Origin of the sequence: Acinetobacter sp. BMW17 (genome assembly GCF_001592855.1) — a bacterium.
In the GTDB taxonomy this organism is placed as follows: Bacteria; Pseudomonadota; Gammaproteobacteria; order Pseudomonadales; family Moraxellaceae; genus Acinetobacter; species Acinetobacter johnsonii.
Map to the genome: position 1 here is coordinate 277,563 of NZ_LSOD01000047.1, position 24,540 is coordinate 302,102.

20 protein-coding genes, 1 tRNA gene and 1 pseudogene are annotated in these 24,540 nt (G+C 42.8%); 5 read left to right on the plus strand and 17 right to left on the minus strand.

Going from position 1 to position 24,540, the window contains the following annotated elements; all coding sequences use genetic code 11:
- Positions 1-265 precede the first annotated feature (265 nt).
- The 4 genes from AXW61_RS17655 to AXW61_RS16085 all read left to right on the plus strand — a co-directional run bounded on the left by AXW61_RS17655 (position 266) and on the right by AXW61_RS16085 (position 4,160).
- Positions 266-427 (plus strand): hypothetical protein, encoded by a 162-nt coding sequence (locus AXW61_RS17655; protein WP_004692748.1) that lies wholly within the window; start codon positions 266-268, stop codon positions 425-427.
- A gap of 274 nt (positions 428-701) precedes the next feature.
- The gene (locus AXW61_RS16075) at positions 702-881 is read left to right on the plus strand and encodes a hypothetical protein (protein ID WP_062035220.1); all 180 of its coding nucleotides are present in this window, start codon (positions 702-704) and stop codon (positions 879-881) included.
- A gap of 10 nt (positions 882-891) precedes the next feature.
- Positions 892-2,931 carry a hypothetical protein gene (locus tag AXW61_RS17660; RefSeq protein WP_062035222.1) on the plus strand — a complete coding sequence of 680 codons (2,040 nt, stop codon included), beginning with the start codon at positions 892-894 and terminating at the stop codon, positions 2,929-2,931.
- Positions 2,932-3,008: 77 nt separating this feature from the next.
- Entirely contained in the window at positions 3,009-4,160 is a 1,152-nt protein-coding gene (locus AXW61_RS16085) for a hypothetical protein (protein WP_029574925.1), read from the plus strand.
- Positions 4,161-4,342: 182 nt separating this feature from the next.
- Here AXW61_RS16085 and htpG read toward each other — a convergent pair whose 3' ends face one another.
- The 5 genes from htpG to AXW61_RS16110 form a co-directional block, all read right to left on the minus strand.
- Complete coding sequence (gene htpG, locus AXW61_RS16090; protein WP_062035224.1) at positions 4,343-6,262, minus strand: molecular chaperone HtpG; 1,920 nt, start codon at positions 6,260-6,262, stop codon at positions 4,343-4,345.
- Positions 6,263-6,362: 100 nt separating this feature from the next.
- Entirely contained in the window at positions 6,363-6,707 is a 345-nt protein-coding gene (locus AXW61_RS16095) for a lysozyme inhibitor LprI family protein (RefSeq protein ID WP_062035226.1), read from the minus strand.
- Positions 6,708-6,867: 160 nt separating this feature from the next.
- The gene (locus AXW61_RS16100; RefSeq protein ID WP_062035228.1) at positions 6,868-7,470 is read right to left on the minus strand and encodes an OmpW family outer membrane protein; all 603 of its coding nucleotides are present in this window, start codon (positions 7,468-7,470) and stop codon (positions 6,868-6,870) included.
- Between the two features lie 318 nt (positions 7,471-7,788).
- Positions 7,789-9,159, minus strand: coding sequence for a Na+/H+ antiporter NhaC family protein (locus tag AXW61_RS16105; RefSeq protein ID WP_062035230.1), 1,371 nt, complete (start codon positions 9,157-9,159; stop codon positions 7,789-7,791).
- A gap of 101 nt (positions 9,160-9,260) precedes the next feature.
- Positions 9,261-10,145, minus strand: a complete 885-nt coding sequence (locus tag AXW61_RS16110) for an alpha/beta fold hydrolase (RefSeq protein WP_062035232.1) — start codon at positions 10,143-10,145, stop codon at positions 9,261-9,263.
- 115 nt (positions 10,146-10,260) lie between these two features.
- On the opposite strand from AXW61_RS16110, the gene AXW61_RS16115 reads away from it, so the two are divergent.
- Positions 10,261-10,746, plus strand: a complete 486-nt coding sequence (locus tag AXW61_RS16115; RefSeq protein WP_004978660.1) for a DUF4442 domain-containing protein — start codon at positions 10,261-10,263, stop codon at positions 10,744-10,746.
- Between the two features lie 49 nt (positions 10,747-10,795).
- Here AXW61_RS16115 and AXW61_RS16120 read toward each other — a convergent pair whose 3' ends face one another.
- The 12 genes and pseudogenes from AXW61_RS16120 to AXW61_RS17390 all read right to left on the minus strand — a co-directional run.
- On the minus strand, positions 10,796-11,152 hold the full coding sequence (locus tag AXW61_RS16120; RefSeq protein ID WP_010325736.1) for a hypothetical protein: 357 nt from the start codon (positions 11,150-11,152) through the stop codon (positions 10,796-10,798).
- Positions 11,153-11,301: 149 nt separating this feature from the next.
- Complete coding sequence (locus AXW61_RS16125) at positions 11,302-11,841, minus strand: hypothetical protein (protein WP_062035234.1); 540 nt, start codon at positions 11,839-11,841, stop codon at positions 11,302-11,304.
- Between the two features lie 168 nt (positions 11,842-12,009).
- Positions 12,010-16,209 carry a DNA-directed RNA polymerase subunit beta' gene (rpoC, locus tag AXW61_RS16130; protein ID WP_010325734.1) on the minus strand — a complete coding sequence of 1,400 codons (4,200 nt, stop codon included), beginning with the start codon at positions 16,207-16,209 and terminating at the stop codon, positions 12,010-12,012.
- A 154-nt stretch (positions 16,210-16,363) separates the two neighbouring features.
- The gene (rpoB, locus tag AXW61_RS16135; RefSeq protein ID WP_062035236.1) at positions 16,364-20,452 is read right to left on the minus strand and encodes a DNA-directed RNA polymerase subunit beta; all 4,089 of its coding nucleotides are present in this window, start codon (positions 20,450-20,452) and stop codon (positions 16,364-16,366) included.
- 301 nt (positions 20,453-20,753) lie between these two features.
- The gene (gene rplL, locus AXW61_RS16140) at positions 20,754-21,119 is read right to left on the minus strand and encodes a 50S ribosomal protein L7/L12 (protein ID WP_004692767.1); all 366 of its coding nucleotides are present in this window, start codon (positions 21,117-21,119) and stop codon (positions 20,754-20,756) included.
- A 48-nt stretch (positions 21,120-21,167) separates the two neighbouring features.
- A complete protein-coding gene (gene rplJ / locus AXW61_RS16145) occupies positions 21,168-21,674 on the minus strand; it encodes a 50S ribosomal protein L10 (protein ID WP_010325732.1) in 507 nt (168 codons plus the stop codon).
- A gap of 301 nt (positions 21,675-21,975) precedes the next feature.
- Entirely contained in the window at positions 21,976-22,671 is a 696-nt protein-coding gene (gene rplA, locus AXW61_RS16150; protein ID WP_010325731.1) for a 50S ribosomal protein L1, read from the minus strand.
- Positions 22,672-22,674: 3 nt separating this feature from the next.
- Complete coding sequence (gene rplK / locus AXW61_RS16155) at positions 22,675-23,103, minus strand: 50S ribosomal protein L11 (RefSeq protein ID WP_004668262.1); 429 nt, start codon at positions 23,101-23,103, stop codon at positions 22,675-22,677.
- Between the two features lie 118 nt (positions 23,104-23,221).
- Positions 23,222-23,755 (minus strand): transcription termination/antitermination protein NusG, encoded by a 534-nt coding sequence (gene nusG, locus AXW61_RS16160; RefSeq protein ID WP_004692772.1) that lies wholly within the window; start codon positions 23,753-23,755, stop codon positions 23,222-23,224.
- 7 nt (positions 23,756-23,762) lie between these two features.
- Positions 23,763-24,203, minus strand: a complete 441-nt coding sequence (secE, locus tag AXW61_RS16165) for a preprotein translocase subunit SecE (RefSeq protein ID WP_004692774.1) — start codon at positions 24,201-24,203, stop codon at positions 23,763-23,765.
- 76 nt (positions 24,204-24,279) lie between these two features.
- A tRNA-Trp gene (locus AXW61_RS16170) sits at positions 24,280-24,355 on the minus strand.
- 48 nt (positions 24,356-24,403) lie between these two features.
- Positions 24,404-24,540: pseudogene (locus AXW61_RS17390) on the minus strand (elongation factor Tu); the annotation flags it as partial.

Sequence of the window (24,540 nt, forward strand, 5' to 3'; positions counted from 1 at the left end):
TCCTACTTTCAAGCTTCATTTCAAACTTGAAAATCTAAATTTTCACTTTAAATTTAAACAGCTTAGCACTGGAGTAAAAACTCTATACCAGACTAGAGTATTTATTCTAATTAATTGTTTTTTAACAATAAATGAACTCGCCATTCATCTTTTAATGGCCTAAACCAGCGCTTAAATCGATCATTTTTTGATATTATTCATGCGAAATTTGTCTTTTTAAAACTCCCAGTCTCCTTAGTGAGACCTCCTTTTTAGAGGAAATATCATGAACGCTGTTAAATATGCTTTGGCTGTCGCTGTAATGGCTCTTTCTGCAACTGTTTCTGCACAAGTTGTTTTTGTTCCAGATTTTCCTGTAAAAAAACCAGCAGACACTCAAACGGCAACGGCTGATGCTCCTGCGGCTGCACCACATCAAGAAGCGTAATTTGTGCTGACTTGGTCAAAAATAGGCAATGTTGATTGCCTATTTTTTTGCCCAAAATTGCAAAGAACTGACAAAAAATTTCAGCTATGAACCCTCTAGGGCAAAATATTTAATTCAATCTGTGCTGAAATCGAAATTATCTACATTTTTCACTACCCTTTTCTCGTATCGAGAGCAGAATAATTTTTGCCTATTTATTCTTTTCTAATTATGATCCAACAAGAAGACCCAATTCCAAAACCAATAAATTAAATGCACTCAATAGCACATGCCTATGCAAAATTTACAAGCCCTCATCCAAGGTCGTATTACACCCCAAGCCATTGACCTTGATCAATTGATTGCTTTCGCACAGCTGTATACGCAGCCGACTTCAGCCGAATATAAATTACTTGAACTGGCCATCAATATGGTTTTGGCAAGCTACTTGGAACAAGCACAAAAACAACTTTAGAGTTCAGCGCATGAAAGCAATCGAAAAAGCACTGCTGATCAAAGAACTGCATCAATTGATTGATGGTTTGGAGCATCAACCTCTGTCTTTTTTTGAAATTGCGCGCTCGAAAAAACGCATCCGTGAAATCTTTGCACTCTGTGATGAGCCCATTTTCCAAAAACAACTCGAAGCCTATAAGGCGCTGACTCAGCCTCAAGCTACGGCTGAACGCTGGATACAACAAAGCCCCTACCAACATGCCTATATTGGACTATTTCAATATGAATCTGCTTTAACCGATGCCTTAAAGCAGCAGGCAGCTTTCGCATGGGGTTTTTTATATAAATCAGGTTTAGGTTGGCAAATTGCTTTTCAAAGCACTCCCGCGACACTGTATAGCAGCTCATGGCACATAAAGTTTGAACACGCTTACCAATGGTTTTTGAGCCATGCACAAAGCGTTCAACAGCCCGACAACACACATTTTCTTACCACACCAGAAATATCCACAGAAGTTGCAGAAGTTGCAGAAGTTGCAGAAGTTGCAGAAGTTGCAGAAGTTGCAGAAGTTGCAGAAGTTGCAGAAGTTGCAGAAGTTGCAGAAGTTGCACGAGACCAGTTTATCATCCCTATTACAACAACATTCGAGGAAAAAACTGACATAGGGCATGCACAGGACAATGTAGTTACCGATGCTTTTGTTTTCACGGGTATTGAGCTTTTAAGCATTGCTACAGATGATACATCGGCTGAACGAACCCAAGAGTCTGAGTCAGACTTCCTCGAAGTCCGTCCTGAGTCTAGTCTGCTTTTATCTAAGGCTGAAGCAGCGCTTCATTTCAATACGGAAATACAACCTACATTCGACAGCAACCTAAATGCAACTCAAATTGAAGAATCCAAACTCAGGTCTTTTAAACAAGACGCTGTAGAAGATGTCGTCTCAATCAATCCTATTAAACTAAGTATCAAACAAGATAAGGAACCTGAAAATCAGGTCGATATTGTAAAAACAGATTTAGATCTTCAACCTGAAGTATTAGCAGAAAATCATTTGATTCTCAGCAATCAGCCTCTTTTAAGTGATGGGCTATGTCCGCCTCAGGAAGAATTTATCATTGAGACCGTTACACCCATTCGATTTGACCTCAAGCCAAGTGCGTCTATTTCAACGCTTGCCATTCAGGATTTTATCCAAAGGCGATCGATCTTAGCTGAACCACAAGACACAGACATTTCATTTGTATCTCATCAGCAAAATCCACTTGAAAGCGAGGTGACAGCACCATGCCCTGTTTTGCAGGATAGCCATACAGAAAATTCAGAAGCATCAGCTACTGCTGCGCAACCCATACTGCCCACACAGATTCATTTGGGGCAATATCAAGCGCAATTGCACACGCTGCATCAACCAAATTTAGACCCTAAGCTGTATGGCCTCGACATTTCAGGGCACATTGAGATCAATCAAAATATCGAGTTTCTGATCCACAGCGACCAACTCGATCACTGCTTGGACTATCCCATCTATTTGGCAGAACAGACCCATCAGCACGGAAGGTTTATTAAGTATTTGGCTCTATTTGGTGCTGACAGTCCTACAGAAGCCATTCGCCTGAGCCAACAATTTGCCCAGAGTGGTCAACATCAACTCGCAGCCATTCGCGAAATTGAATGGGATCAGCTACAGACTCACATGCATGATGTGTTTTCGATTTTTCAGCTGTATACCCAACAGGCCAAATTGGTATGGCACATTGAAGACTATCACCCATTTATTCTGGTCGATCTCCTCAATAGCCGTAAATTCATTCATTTTGAAGAAAGCCCCGCGGACGTAAATACGCCCATTTTAGTGTTAAAAGAACGACAAAAAATTCGAGTAATTCATGGTCAAAAGCGGGTAGAGCTCTCACGTACCGACATCGCGTATCCGTGCTTGGTCTTAGACCGACAGCACGGCGTCAGTTGGCAACTGATTCAAAATACGATTTCCACTTTGCCTGAACCTATCACTGTGTTTCAATTATTTGATTCTATTCAAAAACAGCTGAGCATCGAGTTGTAGAGTTTTGTATTTTCTACTTGTGTTCTTATGTGAAATTTACAACACTAAAACATCGAAGAACAATAAAGTACGAAAGCATGCTAAGAACTCAACATGTGGGATCCATCTCTTTATTTTTCTGCCTAAGTTTAGGTACATACGTCAACGTGGCTTGGGCGGAAAGCAATACCAACAGCACACAACATTTTGTGCCACCTCACGACGTGGCTGAAATTGACAAAATCGCATCGCCCCCCAAAGGTAGTGGACTTTTATATCAAATTCCACAGTGGATTGACTCACTTCCAACCGTTCTACCTGAAGAATCGGACGAGCTGATTGTGCCCACGACTGACCTCACTGAAGAACGCACCTGGGTCGACCGCCAGCAAAAAGAAGTTCGAAACTGGGCAGACCGAACAGCCGCCAAAATGGACAATTGGTTTGGTGAAACCGATCCTAAAAAACCAGCTACAGCCACATTACGTGTCTTGGTCGATAACCGCTGGAATAAACATGATGAATATGATGTAAAACCGCGTATTCGGGGTCGAGTTAAACTTCCAACCTTAGAACATAAACTCAGTGTGGTGTTTGGGGATGACTCTTTAGATAATGAACTGCAAAACAATGTTGCAATTACCAATGAAAATCCACCCAGTGCGAATAACGATAAAACATTTGATCGCCGCCAAACCCGTGATGCCAATAGCTCACTGGCTTTAAGATGGTCGCAATTATCAGATCGTCTGCCTTTTGAAACTGATTTCGACTTGGGGGTCCGTTCAGGGGATGATATCTATGCGCGGATCGAGTTATCGAAAGAATGGAAACTCGACAATGATTTTCGTGCTTATGCTGAACAGATTTACCGTTATGGTATCGACAGTGAAAATTACTTACGTACCAACCTAGAGCTGACGCATGCACGACCCAATCAGCCATTTTTATCCAATCAGTTCAGTCTGACCTATGCAGACGATCAGGATGATGATCTGCTCTGGGATAACTATAGCTTTAGACAACACCAATTCTTTCATGGCAATCGTTTTAACTACGGCATTTACACTGGTGGTTTCTACAACAACGATGACCTGCGCTTGAACCGTTGGGGGCCTTTTGTCTCGTGGCGTCAACCCTTCTTACGCGAGTGGTTTTATATCCAAGGCGATTTAAATTATTTTAATGATCACCGTGAAGACCGCAGCCATTACGTCAGTGCCTTGGTGCGTTTTGAGGCTTTATTTTAATGGCATGGTGGATATTTAAGCTGAACTGTGGATAAGTTCTCACTTATCCACGGATATCCACATCAACTTCTTTTCCACCGAGTTAATCAATACATTCGACAGTTTTTAAGGTGCTTGATCCAACTCATTGACATAAAAGAAAGCCTATCTTAACGATAGGCTTTCTTTAAACATATAATGGTTTATTGAAGCAATAAGCTGTTAATCCGTTTGATATATTCGGCAGGATCATCAGGTAAGCCGCCTTCAGCAATCATCGCTTGGTCAAAAATCACATTGGCCAAGTCATCAAACTGTGCCGAATTTTCTAATTTTTTCACCAATGGATGCTCTGGGTTAATTTCCAAAATTGGCTTGCTTTCAGGTACGGCCTGACCCGCTTGTTGCAGCATACGAATCAGTTGTGGAGAAAGCTCTCCCTCACCTGTCACCAAGCATGCAGGTGAATCCACCAAACGTGTGGTCACACGTACTTCTTTGGTCTTGGCTTTCAATGAGTCAGACAGTTTTTCAACCACAGGTTTAAACTGCTCTGCAGCTGCCTCAAGTGCCTTCTTCTCTTCGGCATCTTGTAAATCACCTAAATCGACTGCACCTTTCGCCACGTTTTGCATTGGTGTGCCATCAAACTCATGCACAAATTCCATTGCCCATTCATCGACACGGTCTGCCATGAGTAAGACTTCAATGCCTTTTTTCTTAAACAGCTCAAGTTGTGGCGAGTTCTTCGCAGCATTGAGACTGTCTGCAGTCACATAGTAAATCGCTTTTTGCCCCTCAGGCATACGCGCTTTATAGTCCTGCAAAGAAGTGCTCACCGCATCATTGTTTGAAGTTGAGAAGCGTAAAAGTTTTAAAATACGCTCACGGTTACCAAAGTCTTCGCCCAAACCTTCTTTCAATACTGAACCAAATTCACGGTAGAAGGTTTTGAACTTCTCTTGGTCTTTTTCATCTTCCGATTTGGCTAAAGCATCCAGCATCGTCAATACACGGCGTGCATTCCCTTCACGAATAGTTTTCACATCACGGCTTTCTTGTAACAACTCACGACTAACGTTCAGTGGCAAATCGGCACTATCGACCACCCCTTGAACAAAGCGTAAATAGTTTGGAATCAAGTTATCCGCGTCATCCATAATGAAAACACGTTTTACATAGAGCTTAATCCCCGCTTTGGCTTCACGGGTAAAGATATTCGCAGCAGCTTTACCCGGTACATACAACAACTGCGTATATTCGGTACTGCCCTCGACGCGGTTATGCGCCCATGCCAGTGGGGCTGCAAAGTCATGGCTGAGATTCTTATAGAACTCGACGTACTGCTCTTCAGTCACTTCATTTTTATTACGTGTCCACAGGGCGCTGGCTGAGTTAATCGCTTCCCACTCACCCGTTTTCACATACTGACCCGGTTTTGGTTCTTCACCTTCGACCGCTTCTTCTTGCTGCCAAACTTCTTTTTGCATCTCAATCGGCAGACTAATGTGATCTGAGTATTTATTGATAATTTGCTTCACTTTATGCGACTGTAAATAGTCCAACGCATCTTCACGCAAATGTAGAATAATATCGGTACCACGGCTGTCTTTGTGGATCTGCTCGACTTCGAACTCACCCGTGCCCGCACTGACCCAACGTACCGCCTGATCAGCACCCACACCTGCACGGCGTGATTCTACGGTAATTTTGTCAGCCACAATAAAGCCCGAGTAGAAACCGACACCAAACTGACCAATCAGTTGTGCATCTGATTTTTGGTCACCCGTGAGCTTAGACATAAAGTCCTTGGTTCCAGACTTAGCAATCGTACCTAAGTGGTCAATCGCTTCTTGTTCAGTTAAACCAATCCCATTGTCTGAAATGGTCAGTGTTTGATTGGCTTCATCAAAGCTGACGCGCACATGTAGGTCTGGGTCATTTTCATAATATTCAGGATGATTAATGCCTTCAAAACGCAATTTATCGCAGGCATCGGACGCATTTGAGATCAATTCACGTAGGAAAATGTCAGGATTTGAATACAGTGAGTGCGTCACTAAATGTAATAGCTGAGCCACTTCAGCTTGGAAACTATGTTTATGTGCGTTTTGCTCGCTCATCAATCGCTCCTTAATGTATTAAGTCTTATAGAGAATGCTTAATGAATTGGAGTGAGCGGTACGTTTTTCAATAGTGATCGCAAGTTTTTTTGTCCTTTTTTTAAAATGGGCCCTGACGGTAAATACGATCTAGATGTAGTTCTAACTGCTGCTGGCGCATTTTATACACATCCATGAGGCAACTTTGTGAAGCACCACAGCGGTCACGGAGACTCAACCATTTCACTTGGTCATCCTGAATCATGCCACGTGTCCCCATCGGAACAAGACGTTTTAAAATGGTATAAGTGGTGGCCATTTTCACATCGGCATCATTGATTTGCCGGTGCTCACAGATCGCGTGCTCCGTCGTCGTTTTTGCTTTATCACAATTAAAACTGGCTGCTTGAGCATGTATGCTCCAAGCCAAAGCACAAACTAAACCGATCCCGAACATAGATTTCATTTTTATCACTCTCTTATTCTGTTTCTATCCATTTTATAGATGATTTTCTTTTAATACTGAATCATCGTGATTTATTTCAACGTTGACCACTATTCAACTTTAGTCTTTGCATAAAAAAACCCCATCATTGATGAGGTTCTTAAAAAGCTACTTTTGATTATTAAAATTTGTAGCTATAACCGAGTGTATAAATCACTGGATCGATATCTAATTTAAAGTTTTCAACCACAGTTTCAACTTTTGGGTTTAAGTCCGCATAACGAACATCGACAAACACACCCCAGTTTTTCGCATCAGCAGGTTGGTAATTAAAACCAAGTTGTGCAGCATAGCCGTAGTCGTCTTTGACTTTAACTTTAGTTCCTGCAAGTACACCTGAAGTTTCTTCATCCCAAGCAATAAATGCTGTTGCACCGACACCAATATAAGGCGTGAAACCTGTTGAATTTTTAAAGTTATATTTTGCAGTCACTGTTGGCGGCAAATGCTTAAGTTTTACAGCATTGCTACCATTTACTGTCACGTCATGGCTAATTGGTGTCGCCAATAGCAGCTCTGCAGAAATATTGTCATTAAAGAAATATTCAACCGATGGCGTAAACGCGAGTTCGCTATCTGCTTCAACCGTTAATGTACCATTCGCAATTTTCGTGTCCTGCGTTGGCGCAATTGCAGATCCACCGACTTTGACTTGCCATTGACCTGCCATTGCAGCAGATGCAGAAAGACCCATTAATGTAATTAGGGTAATTTGCTTCAACATTTCAAACAACCTCTGTTTGTAAAATAATTAATATAGAAATTAACATTAACTCATCATAAACAAGAGTGTAATTAATATGCAATTATAATAATAATGTATTTCAAATGCTATTTTTAAGCTATTGTTTTAAATTAATTTAAATATTAAATAGACCATTTTAGTTGGTTTTAAATTAATAATATAAAATCAAAATAAATATATTTTAATTCCAACCTTTTTAATCCGAATTAATATTATAAACCCGATTGTTTTAATCTGAATAAATAATAAAAAAGGCGATTTAAAATCGCCTTTTTATAATAATTTGGGGGGGTTAAATTACAACACCATGGCAGCAATCCAACCGAAAATCATGAGCGGAATATTAAAGTGAATAAAGGTCGGGATCACACTGTCTTTCATGTGATCATGCTGACCATCCATATTCAAACCCGAAGTCGGTCCCAAAGTGGAGTCAGAAGCTGGAGAACCCGCATCACCGAGTGCCGCAGCCGTACCAATAATCGCAATGGTTGCCGCTGGACTGAAACCAAACTGGATACACAAAGGCACATAAATAATTGCTAAAATTGGAATGGTAGAGAACGAAGAACCAATGCCTAAAGTAATCAGTAAGCCAATCAATAGCATCCAAAATGCAGCGAGTCCTTGGCTAGAACCAATCCACTGCACTGATGCTTCTACCAATGCTGGCACTTGATTGGTCGCAGAAATAACAGATGCAAAACCTTGTGCTGCAATCATAATGAAACCAACTAATGCCATCATTCGCATACCGCTAATAATCACATCATCTGCTTCTTTCCATTTAAAAATGCCTGCACAGCTCAAAATCGCAACACCAACCAAACCAGCTAAAATCATGGAATCTGATGCAATTTGTACCCAAAGCGTAGCAACTACCGCAATGAGAGCCATAGATAACGTAAACTTTGAAATTTCGGGCTTAGACTTCTCACCCGTGATATCAAGTTCAGAAGAAATACTTTGCTGCACTGGTTCCACATGTACTTCTTCGTATACACGTTTCTTACGGTAACTAAAGAATACAGCAACCAATAAACCAATAAACATGCCAAAAACAGGAATGGCCATTGCTGAAGGGATATCGGCATAATTGATTTTAAAGCCGTAGGGTTGCCCGAAAGTATTAATATTTTGACCTAAGATGTCATTCAGGAAAATCGCACCAAATCCAAATGGTACCAGCATATAAGTGGCAACCAAGCCAAATGTTAGAACACAAGCAATTAGTCGACGATCTAACTGAAGATGGTTAAACACACTTAATAAAGGAGGAATCAGGACTGGAATAAACGCAATATGCACAGGAATGACGTTTTGTGAACAAATGGCTGCTAACGCGACGGTTATAAAAATCAGATATTTAACCCGATTTTGTGCCTTTTCATTGCTCGAACCTTTCAATGTTTTAATAAGCTTATAGGCCAACAAGTCAGGTAAACCTGAGCGTGCCAAAGCCAAAGCAAATGCACCTAAAACCCCGTAAGCCAACGCAATTTTTGCGCCGCCCCCAAGCCCATTATTAAATGCTTCGAGGGTACCGTGTAGCCCTAAACCAGCCAATAAACCACCTGTGACAGCACCAATAATTAATGCAAATACTACAGGCACACGAGCTAATGAAAGTCCAAACATGACCCCAATAGCGGCAAGAATTGCGAACATAGTGAAAAGAGTGACTTGGAAGAAAGGCGCATTTTATCAGAAAATAACCAAAAAATTCTGCCCTTACAGGTCGCTAGCACCTTTCTCTTTCACAGATCATTTCAGCTGGCTTCAACACAACGCCAGTTTTGAACAAACCTTTTGATTTCTTTAGCAATTACCTCTGGCTGGCTCAAGATTGCCCAATGGTTGGCATTCACATTCACCCGTTGAAAATCCTCGACCCACTTCGGCATTTCATCGATTAACGCTGGACTCACAAACTGATCTTGCTCCAACACAATCGCTAGTACGGGACAAATTGCAAAGCGTTCCCGAGGTTTCGTCAGGCGTGGGATAAAGTTCGCGCGGTAGAGCGCAACCCCGTGCTTACCATCGGCAGCAATGTGATGATTCAGCGGTAAGTCTGAGCGTCCTTCTAAACGCGATAAAACTTTGCCCCAATGCTCAGGACTAAAAAACTGCCATACGGTTGGTGCTAAAAAAGGCAACTGAAAGGCCGCAATGTACCAAGACTTCGTTAACTGCTTAAAAAATTGAGGCTTATGTTGTGCGAACTGTTCACGCATCCAAAATGCGGCATGGTCTAAGCATGGGCCTGAAATGGTGGTAAATGACAGCATACGCTCTCTAAATTTTGGCTCAGTCGCGGACTCCCATGACTGAATCGACCCCCAGTCATGCGCAACTAAATGAAAGCTACGCTGTGGGATCACACTATTCACTACACTTTCCAAATCTAGTGATAGCTGAGGCAAGGCATAGGCTCTTATATGACGCGGTATACTCGACATACCTGCGCCACGTACGTCATAAGTCACAATATAATAATCATGGATGAGGTATTGAATCACAGGCTCCCATACGTCCTGATTATCAGGATAGCCATGCACCAAGACTACAACAGGATTCTCCGATTTCCCCCATGTTTTGACATAAAGTCTTTGCTGATCAGTTGTCTGTACCCAATGACTTTGTAGCTCCATGTTCGGCTCCTTATTATTTTGACTGTTTTTTATACTTTAGTGGCAAAACGATCAATGCCAATTGATTTGATCTTCTCTAGTATGGATAGAAGTTCATCAGATACCATTGACCGAAATGAGCATTTTAAAAAAACTTGTGACACAGCCGATTGTCGCTAAATACTTTCTCAATCATTTTGCCCCCTTTAAAGGTGCAGGGATTCAAATTGAAAAATTTGACCTTAAACACTACCACATTCGCGTCAAAATGCCCCTCACTCGACAAAACCGAAACATTGTCGGCGTACATTTTGGCGGGAGTTTATATGCGATGGTCGACCCGTTTTATATGACCCTGCTGATGCATCACTTAGGCAACAAATATATTGTTTGGGACAAAGCAGCCTCTATCCAATTTCTCAGTCCAGGGCGCAGTACAGTCTATGCAGACTTTCATCTTGATGCCCAAGAAATCGCGACCGTGAAACAACTGGCCGATAACTATGCCCCCGTACATCGTATTTATACCTTAAATATTTATGATGAAGCTGGCATTCGAATTGCAGAAGTGGAAAAGACTTTATATATCCGTCGTAAAAAACCTAAACCGGCACAGCTATAAAAAAAGCACTTCCATGAAGTGCTTTTTTTGGACATTTGAACTTAAGACATTATTTACGTTCTTCAATAGCAGCGCCTGCGCCACCGCCGATGGCACCACCAATGGCAGCGCCAGTATTACCACCAAACACGCTTTTACCCACTGCTGAACCAATCGCACCGCCAACACCACTGTAGGTTGCATTACGGTTTGAACCACCTTGAGCTTTACTGCCCACAGCAGCACCAGCACCGCCACCAACAGCTGCACCTACACCGCCACCGAGGCTATTCCCCGCAGCACCACCTACTGCACCGCCTAAAGCCGCTGTCCCAATACGTTGATCAGAAGCGCTCATATTTTCACAACCTGCCAACAGCATCGTCGAAAGAGATGCCACTGCAATAATGCTCATATATTTTTTCATGAGATTTGTCCTTATTGGCTATTTCTTACAGCATAAAAGATCAGTATGAACTTAAAACCCGTAAAATGTTACGGTTACAGGTGCTATTGCTGAAAATTTGTAAGTAAGAAGCCCTCCTTAGAGGGCCTCATACTGTATTGAACTCAAGCTTATTCAGGCTCTTTCACCACAACCACATCTTTGGTGGTGGTGCCATTTTCTTGGAGCACCGCACGCGTCACACTTTCTTTACTGTTCGGATCTTTCACTTGATCTAGTTTCAGCTCCTTACGTACAGGTTCCTGCCCTTTCTTAAACTCAATCCCTTGTGCATCAACTTGCTTACCTTCTGCAAGGACTACACCACCTTGACTCAAGGTCGATTTCACTTCAACTTTGGATGTCGGGACAATCACGCTCCCCTTTTGCACCATTGGTGCCGACATTTTTTTATCTGAAAATTGGCTGGCATTTTCTTCGAGAACCACTTCACGCGCCACAATATCTTTACCACCATTTTTCACTTCAAAAATAGTCGCTTCGGTCGTCCGCACTGGGTCTTGACCCGCGACACTGCGAATAATCTGTGTTTTGACAATCGGTACAACCGCCTTATCCTCCACGGTGATGGTATTCGGCATCGGCGCTGCCATCGTTTGGCCCACAAATGCGAAGATGCTTAAGCCCAATAGTTTTGATGTCAATTTCATGTGGAACCACCTGTATTTTTTAATCGTTAATGAAGTAAGGAGATTTGTGTACTTATATTTTTACTATAGGAAAAATGTGAAATTTATAAAAGCTTAAATCCACTTCTGTAACAAAAGGACAAAAAAAAGCCACCCGAAGGTGGCTTTTTCACGCGTTTAAAGGGCTAATTACAGACCGTTAAACTCATCGCTAAATGCTTGGCTTAATGCTTGATCCACATCAGAGAAGTCATTTACAAGCTCATGCTCTGCAGCTTCAGCTTCTTGACGACGACGCTCTAAGTGATATGCAAGACCAGTACCTGCAGGAATCAAACGGCCTACAACTACGTTCTCTTTCAAGCCACGTAAATCATCTTCTTTACCTGTTACAGCCGCTTCAGTTAACACACGAGTGGTTTCCTGGAACGATGCAGCAGAGATGAACGAGTCAGTAGAAAGCGACGCTTTGGTAATACCCATCAATTGACGTTCAAACTTCGCAGGGAACTTGTTTTGCGCAAGAACAGCTTGGTTCTCTTGCATCACACGGATGTAATCCACTTGCTCGCCTTTGATGAAGCTTGTATCACCGCCATCAGTGATATCAACTTTACGCAACATTTGACGTACGATCACTTCAATGTGCTTGTCGTTGATTTTTACACCTTGCAGACGGTATACGTCTTGAACTTCATTCACGATGTAGTTGGTCAGCGCAACTTCGCCTTTCAAGCGTAAGATGTCATGTGGGTTCTGTGGACCATCAGAAACAGTCTCACCACGGTTCACATGTTCGCCTTCGAACACGTTCATGGTACGCCATTTTGGAATCAGTTCTTCGTAAATCTCAGAACCATCATCTGGAGTAATCACTAAACGGTTCTTACCTTTAGTCTCTTTACCAAAGCTCACAACACCTGAAATTTCAGCAAGAATTGCATGCTCTTTCGGTTTACGCGCTTCGAACAAGTCAGCTACACGCGGTAGACCACCGGTAATGTCACGCGTACGTGAAGTTTCTTGAGGTACACGACCAATAACGTCACCCACACCAATTGTTTCGCCATCACGGACAGAAAGAATCGTGTTTTGTGGTAGGAAGTAGAACTGCTCACCACCATCCGTCGTATCAAGAACAACCGCAGGACGTAAATCTTTACCAGACGCAGGACGTGCAGTCACAGGTAAGATCTCAATCGTCGTCATACCTGTTGCATCATCAGTTTTCGAGGTAACAGTTACGCCATCAGCAATTTGGCTGAAACGTACTTTACCTGCAACTTCTGTTACAAGTGGGTGTGTGTGCGGATCCCAAGTCGCTACGATACCGCCAGCTTCTACAGCTTCGCCATCTTTCAACAAGATAGACGCACCGTATGGCAGTTTATAACGCTCACGCTCACGACCTAAATCATCCGCAATACCGATTTCGCCTGAACGAGAAGTCGATACCAAGTGTCCTTTGGCATGTTGTACTGTTTTCACATTGTGGAAACGTACAGTACCTTTGTTACGTACTTGTACGCTGTTTGCAGCAGACGTTCGGCTTGCAGCACCACCTACGTGGAAGGTACGCATTGTTAACTGTGTACCCGGCTCACCAATCGATTGTGCAGCCATAACACCCACAGACTCACCAGGGTTCACCTGATGACCACGTGCAAGGTCACGACCATAACATTTCGCACATACGCCGAATGTAGATTCACACGCAACCACTGAACGCACTTTAACTTCATCGACACCTTGCTCTTCTAGGAAGTTTGCAAGTTTCTCATCAATCAAAGTGTTACGTGGCAGGATAACGTCGTCAGAACCTGCTTTCTTCACATCTTCAGCAACAACACGGCCCAGTACTCGAGTACCTAAGTTCTCGATCACGTCACCGCCTTGAATGAACGGAGTCATTACAAGACCGCCCAAAGTACCACAGTCAGGCTCAGTAATGACCAAGTCTTGCGCTACGTCTACAAGACGACGTGTCAAGTAACCAGAGTTTGCTGTTTTCAGTGCTGTATCGGCCAAACCTTTACGCGCACCGTGTGTTGAAATGAAGTACTGAAGTACGGTCAAACCTTCACGGAAGTTCGCTTTAATTGGAGTTTCAATGATCGAACCATCTGGTTTCGCCATCAAACCACGCATACCCGCTAACTGACGAATCTGAGCTGCCGAACCACGGGCACCTGAGTCAGACATCATATAGATTGAGTTGAATGATTTTTGCTTCTCATCTTCACCCTGTTTGTTTTTAACAGTGGTAAAAGACAAGTTATCCATCATTGCTTTCGCGACTTGGTCGTTGGTACGCGCCCAAATATCGACAACTTTGTTGTAACGTTCACCCGCAGTTACGAAACCTTGTTCAAACTGTTGCTCAATTTCACGAACTTCAACTTCCGCTTTTTCAATAATTGAGTACTTCGCAGGTGGAATCACCATGTCTTCCATACCGACCGATACGCCTGAACGTGTCGCTTGACGGAAACCTAAGTACATCAATTGGTCAGCAAAGATCACGGTATCTTTAAGACCTAATTTACGGTAGCAAGAGTTAATCAATTTAGAGATGTTTTTCTTGGTCATCTCAACGTTGATTTGTTGGAAATCCATACCTTCTGGCACAACTTCCCAAAGTAAGCAGCGACCTGGTGTTGTATCCACAACAATGGTTTGCTGTTCACGGTTACCATTTTCATCAATCACAGTCTGGTGTACACGTGCTTTTACGCGAGCGTGTAAATTTACCTGACCTGTTGCAAGTGCACGGTTAACTTCGTGAGTATCTGCAAACACCATGCCTTCACCTTTGGCATTGATCGCATCACGCGTGATGTAATACAAGCCTAAGACAACGTCCTGAGACGGTACGATGATTGGCTCACCGTTCGCTGGAGACAAAATGTTGTTGGTCGACATCATTAACGCACGCGCTTCTAACTGCGCTTCAAGTGTTAATGGTACGTGTACCGCCATTTGGTCACCGTCGAAGTCGGCGTTAAACGCAGCACAAACGAGTGGGTGAAGACGGATCGCTTTACCTTCAATCAGGATCGGTTCAAATGCTTGAAGACCCAAACGGTGAAGTGTAGGCGCACGGTTCAACATCACTGGGTGTTGACGAATCACGTGAGCAAGAACGTCCCAAACTTCTGGCGTTTCGCGCTCAACCATTTTCTTCGCAGCTTTAATGGTTGTTGCTTGGCCAGATGCTTGCAGCTTCGCGAAAATGAATGGCTTGAATAATTCAAGTGCCATCTTCTTCGGAAGACCACATTGGTGCAGACGTAAAGTAGGACCTACAGTAATGACCGAACGACCTGAATAGTCAACACGCTTACCAAGTAAGTTTTGACGGAAACGACCTTGCTTACCTTTGATCATGTCAGCCAAAGATTTCAATGGACGCTTGTTCGAACCCGTGATTGCACGACCACGACGACCGTTGTCTAACAATGCATCGACAGACTCTTGTAACATACGTTTTTCGTTACGTACGATAATGTCTGGTGCTGCAAGGTCAAGAAGACGCTTCAAACGGTTGTTACGGTTGATCACACGACGGTAAAGGTCGTTCAAATCAGAAGTCGCGAAACGACCACCTTCAAGTGGTACTAACGGACGAAGGTCTGGTGGAAGTACTGGAAGTACATTCATCACCATCCATTCTGGCTTGTTGTTTGACTCTTTAAACGCTTCCATCAACTTCAAACGCTTAGACGCTTTTTTAAGCTTCGTCTCAGACGTTGTGTTTGGAATTTCTTCACGTAAACGTGAAATTTCGTTTTCAAGATCGATGTCTTTTAACAAGTCTTGAACAGCTTCTGCACCCATTTTCGCAGTGAACTCATCACCGTGTTCTTCTAAAGCGTTGAAGTATTCTTCATCGTTTAAAAGTTGGTATTTCTCAAATGGAGTCATACCTGGGTCAGTTACTACATAAGATTCGAAATACAATACACGTTCGATATCACGTAAAGTCATGTCTAATAATAGACCGATACGGCTCGGAAGTGATTTTAAGAACCAAATATGTGCAACTGGAGACGCTAGCTCGATGTGACCCATACGCTCACGACGAACTTTCGCAGTTGTTACTTCAACGCCACATTTTTCACAAATGACGCCCTTGTATTTCATACGCTTGTATTTACCACACAAGCATTCGTAATCTTTAACTGGACCAAAAATTTTGGCACAGAATAAACCATCACGTTCTGGTTTGAACGTACGATAGTTAATGGTTTCAGGCTTTTTAACTTCACCATGAGACCATGACTTAATCATTTCTGGTGACGCAAGACCAATACGGATGCGATCAAACTCAACTGGAGCATGACCGTCTGAATCCGTCTTTTTGCGCATGATATCGAGCAAGTCTTTCAATTTTTTTCTCCGTGTGTTGTGGAGACTTTCACTACACAACTGGGTCACAAATATTGTTTTTACTGAAATTTGGGAATATCTAATCCCCCTAAATCCCCCTTTGTAAAGGGGGATTTGCTCCCCTCTTTAATAAAGAGGGGCTGGGGGAGATTTCTTAGTCACCATTTTTCAGTTCAATGTTGATACCTAAAGAACGGATCTCTTTGGTCAATACGTTGAACGATTCAGGCATACCTGGGTCCATATAATGGTTACCATCTACAATGTTCTTATAGATACGGGTACGACCTTCAACGTCATCCGACTTAACAGTAAGCATTTCTTGAAGCGTGTAAGCTGCGCCATATGCTTCAAGCGCCCAGACTTCCATCTCACCGAAACGCTGACCACCGAATTGTGCTTTACCACCAAGCGGCTGTTGAGTTACTAATGAGTAAGAACCAGTAGAACGCGCGTGCATCTTGTCGTCTACCAAGTGGTTCAGTTTCAACATGTACATGTAACCTACAGTTACAGGACGGTCAAACTGTTCACCTGTACGACCATCATACAATACTGTTTGACCAGTACGTGAAATGTTCGCAAGCTCTAACAAGTCTTTAATTTGTGATTCTTCAGCACCATCGAATACTGGCGTTGCAAGTGGAACACCCGCACGTAAGTTACCCGAAAGCACCAAAATTTCATCATCAGTTAAGCTATCAAGATCTTCTTGCTCGCCACCAACTTTGTTATAAATCTTGTCTAAGAAGCCACGAAGCTCAAGTACAGTACGTTGCGCTTTTAACATCTTGTCGATTTCTTCGCCAAGACCTTTCGCTGCCATACCTAAGTGAGTCTCTAGAATCTGACCCACGTTCATACGTGACGGTACACCCAGTGGGTTCAATACGATGTCGACTGGAACACCATTGGCATCGTGCGGCATGTCTTCAACAGGTAAGATGTTAGAAACAACACCCTTGTTACCGTGACGACCTGCCATCTTATCACCCGGTTGGATGCGACGTTTAACAGCCAAGTAAACCTTAACAACTTTCAATACACCTGTTGTTAATTCATCACCTGTAGAAAGTTTGCGTTTTTTCTCTGCAAACTTCTCATCAATTTCAAAGCTCTTCTCTTTCAAGAACACTTGAATTTGAGTTAAACGCTCTGCAATAGCTTCATCAGTCGGTTGGATTTCAAGTAAATCAACCAACTCTAAACCAGACAATACGTCTGCAGAAAGTTTATCGCCACGCTTAGTTGTACCACCACCGTTAGACTCTTGACCTGTCAACAAACGAACAATACGTTCACGTGCTGCTTCTTCGAAGATTTTATATTCTTCTTTCAAGTCTTTACGGTATGAATCAAGCTGAGCTTTTTCAATTGCTTGCGCACGTTCGTCTTTTTCAAGACCGTCACGTGTAAACACTTGAACGTCAATCACTGTACCTTTGGTACCTGATGGAACACGTAAAGATGAGTCTTTTACGTCAGCTGCTTTTTCACCGAAGATTGCACGAAGCAATTTTTCTTCTGGTGTTAACTGCGTTTCACCTTTAGGCGTTACTTTACCTACAAGGATATCACCAGCAGTCACTTCAGCACCGATATATACGATACCTGATTCATCAAGCTTAGAGAGTGCAGCTTCACCCACATTAGGGATATCCGCTGTGATCTCTTCCGCACCCAATTTGGTATCACGTGCAACACATGATAATTCTTGAATGTGAATCGAGGTTAAACGGTCTTCTTGAAGTACGCGCTCTGAAAGTAAGATCGAGTCTTCATAGTTGTAACCATTCCACGTCATGAACGCAACGCGCATGTTTTGACCGAGTGCAAGCTCACCGCCATCTGTTGATGGACCGTCAGCCAATACATCGCCACGACCTACTTTATCACCAAGTTTCACAAGAACTTTTTGGTTAATACAAGTGTTTTGGTTCGAACGTGTATATTTGATCAGGTTATAGATGTCTACACCTGCCTCGCCTGCAACCATTTCATCTTCGTTGACACGAATCACGACACGTGAAGCATCGACGAATTCGATACGACCACCACGACCCGCAATCACACACACACCAGAGTCATGCGCTACATTTGCTTCCATGCCTGTACCCACAAGCGGTTTGTCAGCAATCAATGTAGGCACAGCTTGACGCTGCATGTTTGAACCCATCAATGCACGGTTGGCGTCATCGTGTTCAAGGAATGGAATCAGTGATGCCGCAACAGAAACAACCTGCTGTGCAGAAACGTCCATATGCGTCACTTTTTCAGGCGGCATACGTACGAAATCACCTTGGTGACGTACAGAAACAAATTCTTCTGTTAAGTTACCGTCTTTATCTACGCCAGAATCGGCCTGTGCAATCACAGTACCTACTTCTTCAATTGCAGATAAATACTCAACTTCATCTGTTACACGACCATCAACCACTTTACGGTATGGTGTTTCTAAGAAACCGAAATTGTTACATTTCGCATAAACAGAAAGCGAGTTGATCAAACCAATGTTTGGACCTTCCGGCGTTTCAATTGGACATACACGACCGTAGTGAGTTTGGTGTACGTCACGTACCTCAAAGCCCGCACGTTCACGTGTCAAACCACCGGGACCAAGCGCCGATACACGACGTTTGTGCGTAATCTCAGACAATGGGTTGTTTTGGTCCATGAACTGAGATAATTGGCTTGAACCAAAGAATTCTTTGATTGCAGCAGCCACTGGTTTCGCATTGATCAAATCTTGCGGAGACAAGTTATCTGTTTCAGCTTGGCTTAAACGTTCTTTAACAGCACGTTCTACACGAACTAAACCAACACGGAATTGGTTTTCAGTCATTTCACCTACTGAACGCACACGACGGTTACCCAAGTGGTCGATATCGTCGACTTCACCTTTACCGTTACGGATTTCAACCAATGTTTTGAGTACATCAGTGATATCTTCGTTCGACAAAATGCCTTCAACTTCACGAGACTTCTGATCCGTACCCACTTCGTAAGGACGACCCAAACGACGGTTGAACTTCATACGACCCACTGGAGAGAGGTCATAACGTTCAGAAGAGAAGAACAAGTTGTTGAATAAGTTTTCAGCCGCTTCTTTCGTTGGTGGCTCGCCTGGACGCATTACTTTGTAGATTTCTACCAATGCTTCTTCACGACCTGTCGTGGTGTCTGCACGTAAAGTATCTGCAACGAATGAGCCACGGTCGATGTCATTGGTGAATAGAATGTTAAATTGTTTAACACCACCTTCAGCCAATTTCACCATAATTTCATGGCTGAGTAAGGTATTTGCTGCAATCACATCACCATCTTTAAGAGGGATGTCTTCTGCAGTAATACGCTCGTACAAGTACTCATCTGGCACAGAAAGCTTTTCTAGACCAGCAGCTTCCATTTGACGCACATGACGCGCGTTGATACGCTTGCCTTGCTCAACAATAGTTTTGCCATCATTGTCTACGATATCAAATTGTGCCATTTCACCACGCAAGCGTTCTGGAACAAGGTCAATCTGGTAGCTACCCATGTCTAGGTATACAGGCACTTTTTCATAGAACAAGTCTAAGATTTGCGCATTGTTATAACCCAAAGCACGAAGAACCACAGTCGCAAGTAATTTACGACGACGGTCAATACGCACAAATACAAGGTCTTTTGCGTCAAATTCGAAGTCTAACCATGAACCACGGTAAGGAATAATACGCGCAGAATAAAGCACTTTACCACTAGAGTGGGTTTTGCCTTTATCGTGGTCAAAGAATACGCCTGGTGAACGGTGTAATTGAGATACAATTACACGCTCAGTACCATTAATAACGAATGTACCGTTATCGGTCATGAGTGGCATTTCACCCATGTACACTTCTTGCTCGCGCACGTCTTTAATTGATTTAGTTTCGCGATCTTTTAAGATCAAACGAATTTTTACGCGCATTGGTGCTGCATAAGTTGAGCCACGAAGAATACATTCGCGTACATCAAACTCAGGCTTACCAAGACTATACTCAACAAATTCTAAAGCAGCATTGCCAGAATAACTTTCTATAGGAAAAACTGAACGAAACGCGGCTTGCAGACCGATATCTTCGCGGTTTTTTGGTGATTTGCCATCTTGTAAAAATGTTCTGTACGAGTCGACTTGAATCGCGAGCAAGTACGGAGCATCCATAACACTAGGCAATTTACCAAAATTCTTACGGATCCGTTTCTTTTCGGTATATGAGTATGCCATCTGGAGTCCTCGGAAAGTAAACCGAGCCCGCCTGCAGAACGGGCTCAGAAGGAATTACGCAGGCCGATATGGCCACCACTTTTTACAAATGCTGCAATTTTCAGTGGTATTGAAACGCTTACCAATATTTTTAAATTTGAAAAATATTGGTAAGCGTTTGATTCTTTTCTTTATTTTAATTTGATGGATTTTCCACCAAGCAAACAAAAATCGAGCCGATTATTGTAACGCAAAAAGGCTGATGACCCAAGAGCCATCAGCCAATTTTTGGGGTGAAATTAATATTCCCCCCCTGGTAACATTACTTAATAGTAATAGTAGCACCAGTTTCTTCAAGTTTTTTCTTAAGTTCTTCAGCTTCTTCTTTAGAAACTGCTTCTTTAAGAACTGAAGGAGCACCTTCAACCATGTCTTTAGCTTCTTTCAAGCCAAGACCAGTGATTTCACGAACTGCTTTAATCACAGCTACTTTGTTCGCGCCGAAAGAAGTCAACTCAACGTTGAATTCTGATTGCTCTTCAGCAGCAGCAGCAGCAGGACCTGCAGCTACAGCTACAGCAGCAGCAGATACGTTGAATTTTTCTTCGAAAGCAGAAATAAGTTCAACAAGTTCAAGAACAGTTTTTTCAGCAACTGCGTTTAAGATTTCTTCGTTTGTTAAAGCCATGAGAGTAACTCCAAATGGGTATTGAATGATGTGTGTTTAAGTTTGAGCTTATGCAGCTTCTGACTCGTTTTTCTCTTGAAGCGCTGTAAGTAAGCGACCCAATTTCGAAATAGGAGCTTGAAGAACGTTTGCAAGCATAGTAAGCGCTTTCTCTTGGTTTGGAAGATTCGCGATAACGCTAACTTCTGCGCCTTGATAAAGTTTGCCTTCAAATGCAGCAGCTTTAAGTTCAAATGCTTTGTTAGTTTTCGCAAATTCTTCGAATAAGCGTGCCGCAGCACCCATATCATCTGCAGAAGTTGAGAAAGCTAAAATTGTTGGGCCAACAAGGTTGTCGTTCAAGATATTGAATGGAGTATCTTGAAGAGCGCGTTTAGCCAAAGTATTACGTACAACACGTGTAGCAACACCTAACTTACGAGCTTCAACACGAAGAGCAGTTAATTGCTCAACAGTTAAACCTTGGTAGTCAGCAACAACAGCAGCAAACGCAGTAGAAGCAACTTCAGTTACTTCAGCAACGATCTGTTTTTTGCCTTCGATAAGAAGAGCCATTGTAAAACCTCCTAACGGTGATTTATGTACTTACGCGAAGTACACTCCCAATTCGCAAGTTCATCACTGAACTTACACGCGGAGGATGAACAAATCACACCACCGCGTCTACTCAGGCTGGGAAATTAAGAAAGTAATCGAAATTACTCTCGCCTGAGGTCTTTGACGCTGATAAATCTACATTTACCAATTCAAAGTTTGCCTAAGTTTGCAAGTAGTCCGAAACCGGTTTCTCTTGCGTAATATTTGAAGCAGTGCTTCAAATATTACTCAGGGCTTTAAAATTCTGTCTAAGTTAAACTTAGTTAGAAACGTTGTTTACATCAACAACAAGACCAGGACCCATAGTTGAGCTCAAAGTGATCTTTTTGATGTATACACCTTTAGATGTCGCAGGCTTTAACTTTTTCAAGTCTGCAATCAAAGTTTCAACGTTTTGACGAACAGCTTCAGCAGAGAAATCTACTTGACCGATCGCAGCGTGGATAATACCCGCTTTGTCTACACGGTAACGTGCTTGACCAGCTTTTGCATTTTTAACCGCACCAGCTACGTCAGGAGTTACAGTACCCACTTTAGGGTTTGGCATTAAGCCACGTGGACCAAGAATCGTACCCAACTTACCAACAACGCGCATTGCATCAGGAGCAGCAATCACTACGTCAAAGTCAAGGTTACCTGCTTGAATGCTTTCAGCAAGGTCATCAAAACCAACTACGTCCGCGCCTTCAGCTTTAGCAGCTTCAGCAGCAGCGCCTTGAGCAAACACAGCTACACGTACAGTTTTACCAGTACCTGCAGGAAGTGTAGTCGCGCCACGAACAACTTGGTCAGATTTACGAGGGTCAACACCTAGGTTTACCGCAACATCCAAAGATTCTTTGAATTTCGCAGCAGGAAGACCAGCAAGAACAGCTACTGCTTCTTCTAAAGTGTAAACTTTGTTTGCTTCAATAGCAGCAGCAATGGCTTTTTGACGTTTAGTTAACTTTGCCATGTCTTATAGCTCCACTTCCAAGCCCATAGAACGTGCAGAACCAGCGATGGTACGAACACGTGCGTCTAAATCAGCACCAGTTAAATCTGGTTCTTTAGTAGTCGCGATTTCTTCCAATTGAGCACGAGTCAACTTACCAACTTTAGTTTTGTTAGGTACAGCAGAACCCTTTTGGATACCAGCAGCTTTCTTAAGAAGAATAGATGCAGGAGGAGTTTTCATGATGAATGTGAACGACTTGTCGTTGTACACAGTGATCACGACTGGAATTGGTAAACCAACTTCAAGTTTTTGTGTCGCAGCATTGAATTCTTTACAGAATGCCATGATGTTAACACCACGTTGACCCAATGCAGGACCAATCGGTGGAGATGGATTCGCTTTACCAGCTGGAACTTGCAGCTTGATATAGCCGTCAATCTTCTTAGCCATTTCAAATTACCTCTGGGTACAAACGCCGATGAAGGCTCCCCAATTTCTAAGTAACGATACCGTTACAACAACAATGCCTGACTTATAAATAAGCCAGGCGTTTTTCAACCACTTCGAATTAAACTGATTTTTCGACTTGGCGAAATTCCAGCTCAACCTGAGTTGGTCGATTAAATACATTAATGGTCAACGTTAAACGTGACTTTTCGTATAGAACTTCTTCCACCACACCTTTAAAGTCTGTGAATGGACCGTCAATTACGAGTAATTCTTCGCCTGGTTCAAACATCGTCTTTGGACGTGGTGCTTCACCAGTATTGCGTACACGAGCAAGAATCGCATCTGCTTCACGTTGGGTAATTGGCGCCGGTTTCTCAGCCGTACCACCAATAAAACCTAAAACTTTTGGACATTCTTTAACAATGTGCCAAGTTTCATCATTCATTTCCATTTCGACCAACACATAGCCTGGAAAGAACTTACGTTCAGATTTACGTTTCTTACCATCCTTCATTTCTACCACTTCTTCGGTAGGAACAAGGACTTCACCAAAGCTATCGGCTACAGCGCTACGCTGGATTCGATCATTAAGTGAACGCATCACTTGTTTTTCATAACCTGAATAGGCATGAATAATGTACCAACGTTTCATAGCTCTCTTACCCGATAATAAACTTCATTAACCAGCCCAAAATGTAGTCAAAACACCATAATAAAATGGATGCAACAACTACAACCGCAAGCACCTGCCAAGATGTGGTCATGGTCTCTTGCTTCGTTGGCCAAGTCACTCGACGCAGCTCAATTCGTGAGTCTTTCAACAAACGAGCAAAGCCTTTGCCTTGATGGGTGGCGTATAATAAACCGAATGCCACGATGATACAAGCCAAAATTACCCCAACGCGCACCCAGATATCGTTGGCTGGTGCCCAATACGCTGGTAGGTGTTGATTCACCATGGTCGCACCAATTAATAAAATCAATGCGATAATCCATAAGACGACGTCTAGGGGAGAACCAGATTTAACTACTTCAGCAGAATTATTTCTTTGAGGGATTGCCGCGTCGCTTTGTGCGTCGCGTAATTTTTCATTCGACATTTTTGTACTCGTCGTAGGTTTCGCGACTTATTATATGACCAGTTTTGCCGACATCAAGCGTCTTTTATAAAAAAGTTGGCAGGCCAGGAGGGACTCGAACCCCCAACATTCGGTTTTGGAGACCGACGCTCTACCAATTGAACTACTGACCTGCAAAACAAATTGGAGCCGAAACCCCAATTTGTAATTTTATTTTACAATTATGCAGTTACTTTAGCAACTACACCAGCACCAACTGTACGGCCACCTTCACGGATCGCAAAACGTAGACCTGGGTCCATTGCGATTGGGTGGATTAATTCTACTGACATTTCTACGTTGTCACCAGGCATAACCA

Excerpts from the sequence above, each read along its gene's own strand:
- AXW61_RS17655 (WP_004692748.1), top strand. The coding sequence starts at position 266 with ATGAACGCTGTTAAATATGCTTTGGCTGTCGCTGTAATGGCTCTTTCT.
- AXW61_RS16075 (WP_062035220.1), top strand. The coding sequence starts at position 702 with ATGCAAAATTTACAAGCCCTCATCCAAGGTCGTATTACACCCCAAGCC.
- AXW61_RS17660 (WP_062035222.1), top strand. The coding sequence starts at position 892 with ATGAAAGCAATCGAAAAAGCACTGCTGATCAAAGAACTGCATCAATTG.
- AXW61_RS16085 (WP_029574925.1), top strand. The coding sequence starts at position 3,009 with ATGCTAAGAACTCAACATGTGGGATCCATCTCTTTATTTTTCTGCCTA.
- htpG (WP_062035224.1), bottom strand. The coding sequence starts at position 6,262 with ATGAGCGAGCAAAACGCACATAAACATAGTTTCCAAGCTGAAGTGGCT.
- AXW61_RS16095 (WP_062035226.1), bottom strand. The coding sequence starts at position 6,707 with ATGAAATCTATGTTCGGGATCGGTTTAGTTTGTGCTTTGGCTTGGAGC.
- AXW61_RS16100 (WP_062035228.1), bottom strand. The coding sequence starts at position 7,470 with ATGTTGAAGCAAATTACCCTAATTACATTAATGGGTCTTTCTGCATCT.
- AXW61_RS16105 (WP_062035230.1), bottom strand. The coding sequence starts at position 9,159 with ATGTTCGCAATTCTTGCCGCTATTGGGGTCATGTTTGGACTTTCATTA.
- AXW61_RS16110 (WP_062035232.1), bottom strand. The coding sequence starts at position 10,145 with ATGGAGCTACAAAGTCATTGGGTACAGACAACTGATCAGCAAAGACTT.
- AXW61_RS16115 (WP_004978660.1), top strand. The coding sequence starts at position 10,261 with ATGAGCATTTTAAAAAAACTTGTGACACAGCCGATTGTCGCTAAATAC.
- AXW61_RS16120 (WP_010325736.1), bottom strand. The coding sequence starts at position 11,152 with ATGAAAAAATATATGAGCATTATTGCAGTGGCATCTCTTTCGACGATG.
- AXW61_RS16125 (WP_062035234.1), bottom strand. The coding sequence starts at position 11,841 with ATGAAATTGACATCAAAACTATTGGGCTTAAGCATCTTCGCATTTGTG.
- rpoB (WP_062035236.1), bottom strand. The coding sequence starts at position 20,452 with ATGGCATACTCATATACCGAAAAGAAACGGATCCGTAAGAATTTTGGT.
- rplL (WP_004692767.1), bottom strand. The coding sequence starts at position 21,119 with ATGGCTTTAACAAACGAAGAAATCTTAAACGCAGTTGCTGAAAAAACT.
- rplJ (WP_010325732.1), bottom strand. The coding sequence starts at position 21,674 with ATGGCTCTTCTTATCGAAGGCAAAAAACAGATCGTTGCTGAAGTAACT.
- rplA (WP_010325731.1), bottom strand. The coding sequence starts at position 22,671 with ATGGCAAAGTTAACTAAACGTCAAAAAGCCATTGCTGCTGCTATTGAA.
- rplK (WP_004668262.1), bottom strand. The coding sequence starts at position 23,103 with ATGGCTAAGAAGATTGACGGCTATATCAAGCTGCAAGTTCCAGCTGGT.
- nusG (WP_004692772.1), bottom strand. The coding sequence starts at position 23,755 with ATGAAACGTTGGTACATTATTCATGCCTATTCAGGTTATGAAAAACAA.
- secE (WP_004692774.1), bottom strand. The coding sequence starts at position 24,203 with ATGTCGAATGAAAAATTACGCGACGCACAAAGCGACGCGGCAATCCCT.